The organism is Microbacterium daqui (genome assembly GCF_050408675.1).
In the GTDB taxonomy this organism is placed as follows: Bacteria; Actinomycetota; Actinomycetes; order Actinomycetales; family Microbacteriaceae; genus Microbacterium.
Genome location: NZ_JBNTKF010000040.1, coordinates 1 through 5,311 on the forward strand (window position 1 = coordinate 1; position 5,311 = coordinate 5,311).

Genomic DNA, 5,311 nt, shown 5'->3' on the forward strand with positions numbered 1-5,311 from the left:
CGCGCGCAGACTCCCGTGGCAGCCCCCGTGACGGCGGCACCCGAATCGACCGAGCGGGCGGCGACGCTGACGTCTCTCCTGCAGAACGAAGCGCCCCTTGCTGAGATGGCGGTCGTGTTGACCGACCCCACGCTCATCACCGGGGCCGAACGGGCTGAAGTGTTGCAGTTGTTCTCGGTAGCGTGGCTCGGCGACCCGGGGTGGGATGCGGCGATCGCTGCCCACCGCACCTCGGTGACGGCGACGTTGAATGCGATCGACATCGCACCGATCTCGACGATTCAGTTTTTGACGAGCGGATCCTCCATTCCGCTTCAGGTGCGCAACGACCTGCCGTTTGCTGCGACGGTGAAGCTGTGGGCTCAGCCCGACGACTTCCGCCTGACCGTCGAGTCACCGATCACCGTCGAGGCGCAAGCCGGTGCCGTTACCAAGGTGCTGGTTCCGGTCACCGCAGGTCTCGGCAACGGCGACGTCACCATTCGCTTCTGGCTCACGGCGGAGAACGGTCACAACATCGGGGCGCCGATGTACACCGACGTTCTCGTGCGCGCCGAGTGGGAGAAGATCGGTGTCGCGATCTCGGGCGCGGTCGTCATTTTTTTGATCGTCGGCGGTATATTCCGCACGGTGCATAAGCGTCGCAAGGCCCGTGCTTTGGCGGCTGCAGAGGCTGTCGAAGCTCCTGGCGAATCGGCTATTGCTGCTATTGGTGACGCCGAGGCCTGCGACGAAGAACCCAAGGATTTGAATGGCTAACATCGGGCGCGCAAGCGCGTTCATCGCGGCGGGCACCCTGGTTTCACGCCTCACGGGTCTCGTCCGCACCATGGTGCTGGTCACGGCCATCGGTGTCTTTGCGGTTGGCGACGCGTTCAACACCGCCAACGGACTGCCCAACGCGATCTACGCGCTCGTCTCAGCCGGCCTGCTGACGGCCATTGTGGTTCCGCAGGTTGTGAGGGCCGCGCGGAACGCAGACGGTGGTTCCGCGTTCATCTCCAAACTCTTCACGATCGGCGTCGTGGGCCTGTTTGCGATCACGGTGCTCGCGATGGTCGCGGTGCCGTGGCTCGTGGAACTGTATTCGCCACAGTTCTCGGCCCCGCAGAAGGCGCTCGCCGTCGCACTCGGGTACTGGTGCGTGCCGCAGCTGTTCTTCTACGGCGTGTTCGCGCTCATCGGTGAGACGCTCAACGCCCGCAACGTTTTTGGGCCGTACGCGTGGGCGCCGGTCGTCAACAACATCGTGTCGACCGCCGGCTTCGCGCTCATCATCTGGTTGTACGGCGGCAACCTCACCGTTATCGAAGACTGGACTCCCGACCGCATTGCGCTGCTCGGCGGTTCTGCCACCCTCGGCATCGCGGTGCAGTTCTTCGTGCTGATGCTGTTCTGGAAGCGCGCGACGTTGCGCGTGCGACCAGATTTCCAGTGGCGAGGCGTGGGTCTCGGCGAAATCGTCAAGATGGCCGGGTGGACGTTCTTGATGGTCATGGTCGGAACCATCGGTGGTGTCGTGCAGAGCCAGGTGGTTTCTGACGCGTCGGGGGAGTACCCCGCGGGGCTCGTGATGAGCAATGCGTGGCTCGTCTATATGGTTCCGTATTCGGTCATCGTGCTGTCAATCGGTACCCCGTTCTTCACACGCATGAGCGAGTTCGGCAGTGCCGGAAAGACGCACGAGCTGCGCGAAACGATCGACACATCGATTCGAACGCTCGGGTTCTTCATCGTCATCGCAACGGCCGTGCTCGCTGCGGGTGCTGTGCCCGCGTCGCGTATCTTCACGAACTCGGGAGATGAGGCGATCCTGTCGGCGCCGGTGCTGCTGGCATATCTCGTCAACCTCATTCCGGTCGCGATTCTGTTTGTCATTCAGCGCATGTTCTACATCTTGGGTGACACCCGCACGCCGTTCTTCTTCACGCTGCTGCAGGGTGTGCTGATCGTGGCATCGGCGTATCTTGCGGCTGCGTTCTTGCCGCTCAGCATGCTTGCCGCCGGTGTGGCCCTCGGTCAGTCGGTAGCGACGATCGTGCAGCTCATTGTGGCGACCGTGCTGTTGCACCGCCGCTTCGGTTCGCTGAACGCCGGCTCGTGGCTACGTGGCTACGCGCGCTTCGCAATCGCCGGTGTGGTTGCCGGTGTTGCGGGTTGGGGCGTCTGGCAACTGTTGGGCGGCAGCTCAAGCTGGCTGCTGGACGGCAAAATTACCGCAATGCTGGGTCTGGGCATCATCGGCATCGTCGCCGGCGTTGTCTACATTGGGGTGCTTACCATCGTGCGCGCCCCCGAACTTTCCGTTGCTACGGACCAAATCAAACGGTTCCGCCGCCGCTCGGCGGAATAACCCGCGGTTACGATGGGTTTACATACCTGAAAGCCAGGAGGAAAAGTGCGTCAGGTCACCATTATCGGATCCGGTCCTGCCGGATTGACGGCAGCAATCTACACCGCCCGTGCGGGTCTCGAGCCGCTCGTTATCGCGAGCTCGGTTGAGGCCGGAGGTGAGCTCATGAAGACGACGGATGTCGAGAACTTCCCGGGCTTCCCCGACGGAATCCAGGGCCCCGAGCTTATGGAGAAGATGCAGGCGCAGGCCGAGAAGTTCGGTGCTGAGGTTGCCTACGCTGACGCTGTCGAGCTTGACCTCGAAGGCCCCGTGAAGAAGATCACGCTGGGCGACGGCAAGGTTATCGAGTCACAGACCGTGATCTACGCGACCGGTTCTGCCTACCGCAAGCTGGGTCTGCCGGGCGAAGAGCGCCTGTCAGGCTTCGGTGTTTCGTGGTGCGCAACGTGCGACGGCTTCTTCTTCCGCGACCGCGTTATCGCCGTCGTCGGTGGTGGCGACTCGGCAATGGAAGAGGCAACGTTCCTCACACGCTTCGCGTCGAAGGTTTACGTCATTCACCGCAAAGACACCCTGCGCGCCTCCAAGATCATGCAGGAACGCGCCATGGCGAACGAGAAGATCGAGTTCGTGTGGAACACCGAGGTCGTCGACGTCGTCGGTGACGGCGCTGTCAGCTCGCTGCGGCTGCGCAACACCGTCGATGGTTCCGACAGCACGCTCGACGTACAGGGCCTGTTCATCGCGATCGGCAACGACCCGCGCACGCATCTCGTACACGGCAAGGTCGATCTGACTGCTGACGGAACCATTTGGGTCGACGGCCGCTCGTCGAAGACCACGGTTCCGGGCGTTTTCGCGGCCGGTGACGTGCTCGACCCGACCTACCGCCAGGCTGTTACGGCTGCCGGCTCGGGCACCGTGGCCGCCCTGGATGCCGAGCACTACCTCGCAGCCCTGGCCGATGGTTCCGCCGCCGTCGAAGAGGCAGCCGCGGTCTAAGGAACATTCGCCGGCCCGCCGGCGTTACAGACGATGAGGGCGTTCGCGCTCAATCAACAGAAAGAAGAATCATGACGGCACAGGCAACGAGTTCTGCAACGTGGGACGCCGACGTTCTGCAGGCTGAGGGTCCGGTTCTGGTCGACTTCTGGGCTGAATGGTGCGGTCCGTGCCGCGCAGTTTCGCCAATTCTCGACGAGATTGCGGCTGAGCACGCTGGCAAGATCACCATCATCAAGCTCAACGTTGATGAGAACCCCGACCTGGCGATGAAGTACCAGATCACGTCGATCCCGGCGATGAAGGTCTTCAACAAGGGTGAGGTCGAGACCACGATCATCGGCGCCAAGCCCAAGGTCGCGCTCGAGGCTGACCTCGCGAAGTACCTCGGATAATCGCCCGTCACGTTTGTGACGTAAAGGGGGCTTCGGAACCATCACCTGGTTCCGAAGCCCCCTTTTTCGTCGTTGAGCGAGCGCCAGCGAGACGAAACGCCCCGATGCGTACGGGGGAGTGTTTCACGTGAAACGGGCTCTTCGTAATTAGCGGTGTAGGTGGGATCTGAATCCTCCGGCTTCGAGTAGCGATCTGGCGACGTAGTTCGTCAGGTTCCGGAAGCCGAGGGCAGAGCCGCGGAGGTGCTCGAGGCGGCCGTTGATCGCCTCCGTTGGTCCGTTCGACGTTCCGGGACGGTCAAAGAACGCGAGGATGTCCGCTGTGCGCTGCTTGAGTGTGCGGCCGAGCTTGCGAAGTTCGATGAGGCCGGTCGGGACGCCGGTGCTGACCGCGTCGATCACTGCCTTCATCATCTGCTTGCCGAGCTTCTTGTCAGGTTCCCGATACGCGGCGATCATGCGCTGGTAGATGCCCCAGGTCGCTTCGACCTGGACATGGTCGTCGTCGGCGAACAGCTTCTTCAGCCGGGTCCTCTGCCGGTCGGTGAGCAGCTTGTCGCCGGTGTGCAGGGTGCGGCGGGCCTGGTAGAGCGGGTCGCCCTTCATCCCGCGGCGCCCGAAAATGTCTTGCTGAACGCGGCGGCGGCAGACATCAAGCGCGTCACCGGCGAGACGGACCACATGGAACGGATCCATTACCGGGATCGCGACGGGCAGCTCCTCAGCGGTGGCGGTCTTGAACCCGCTGAACCCGTCCATCGCGACGACCTCGATCCGATCCCGCCACTTCTTCGGACGGGCGGCGAGCCACTGCTTGAACACCGCTTTGGAGCGGCCCTCGACCATGTCCAGCAGCCTGGCCGGCCCGGTCTTGTTCCGGTTCGGGGTGAGGTCGATGATCACCGTGACGTACTTGTCACCGAAGCGGGTGTGCCGCCAGACATGCTCATCGACGCCGATCGTGGTGACGCCGTCGAACCTCGTCGGGTCATCGATAAGACGCCGACGGCCCTCGGCGAGAATCGCGGTGTTCGCTGTGTGCCAGGACACGCCAAGACCGGCGGCGGCACGGGACACGGTGAGATGGTCGACCACGATCGCCTCCAACGCCCACCCCAGCCCGCCACGGGAGATCTTCGCCCGCGGCGCGGCGGCAGCCGTCGTGTCCTGACGCCAGGTGCGCCGGCAGTGATAGCACCGGTATCGGCGCACCCGCACTAGCAGCAGCGTCGACCGGTGGCCGAACGGCTCATGCGCCAGAGGCCGCACCACAGTGTCGCGCACGACGCCTTCGGCGCCGCACTTGCGACACCATGGATCCGACTCGATCACGCGACACTCGATCACCGCCCGGCCTGCCTCGATCCGCTGCCCGACAGCTTCGAGACCGAGCTCGTCAAGTCGGCAGAACGTAGTGAGATCAGGCGCGGCGAAGGTAGCGTTGAGCACGTCGAGGTCTTTCAGATGGGCAGCGTAGGAACTTCCATCCTGGAAGACCTCGACCCCTATCCGCGAACCAGCGAGCGCACCCCACCTACACCCTCAAATGCGAAGAGCC

At 63.4% G+C, this 5,311-nt stretch carries 5 protein-coding genes; 4 read left to right on the forward strand and 1 reads right to left on the reverse strand.

All coding sequences use genetic code 11. The features are described from left to right. The 4 genes from ACQUSY_RS13275 to trxA all read left to right on the forward strand — a co-directional run. A partial coding sequence (locus tag ACQUSY_RS13275; protein WP_428904917.1) for a DUF6049 family protein occupies positions 1 to 759 on the forward strand: 759 nt, incomplete at its 5' end. Then, positions 752 to 2,353 (forward strand): murein biosynthesis integral membrane protein MurJ, encoded by a 1,602-nt coding sequence (gene murJ / locus ACQUSY_RS13280; protein ID WP_428904918.1) that lies wholly within the window; start codon positions 752 to 754, stop codon positions 2,351 to 2,353. The genes ACQUSY_RS13275 and murJ, both read left to right, overlap by 8 nt. A gap of 45 nt (positions 2,354 to 2,398) precedes the next feature. After that, complete coding sequence (gene trxB / locus ACQUSY_RS13285) at positions 2,399 to 3,358, forward strand: thioredoxin-disulfide reductase (RefSeq protein WP_428904919.1); 960 nt, start codon at positions 2,399 to 2,401, stop codon at positions 3,356 to 3,358. 71 nt (positions 3,359 to 3,429) lie between these two features. Further along, positions 3,430 to 3,753 carry a thioredoxin gene (gene trxA, locus ACQUSY_RS13290; RefSeq protein WP_428904920.1) on the forward strand — a complete coding sequence of 108 codons (324 nt, stop codon included), beginning with the start codon at positions 3,430 to 3,432 and terminating at the stop codon, positions 3,751 to 3,753. 147 nt (positions 3,754 to 3,900) lie between these two features. Here the strand turns inward: trxA and ACQUSY_RS13295 are convergent, their stop codons facing one another. Further along, positions 3,901 to 5,202, reverse strand: a complete 1,302-nt coding sequence (locus ACQUSY_RS13295; protein WP_428904921.1) for an ISL3 family transposase — start codon at positions 5,200 to 5,202, stop codon at positions 3,901 to 3,903. Positions 5,203 to 5,311: the final 109 nt, after the last annotated feature.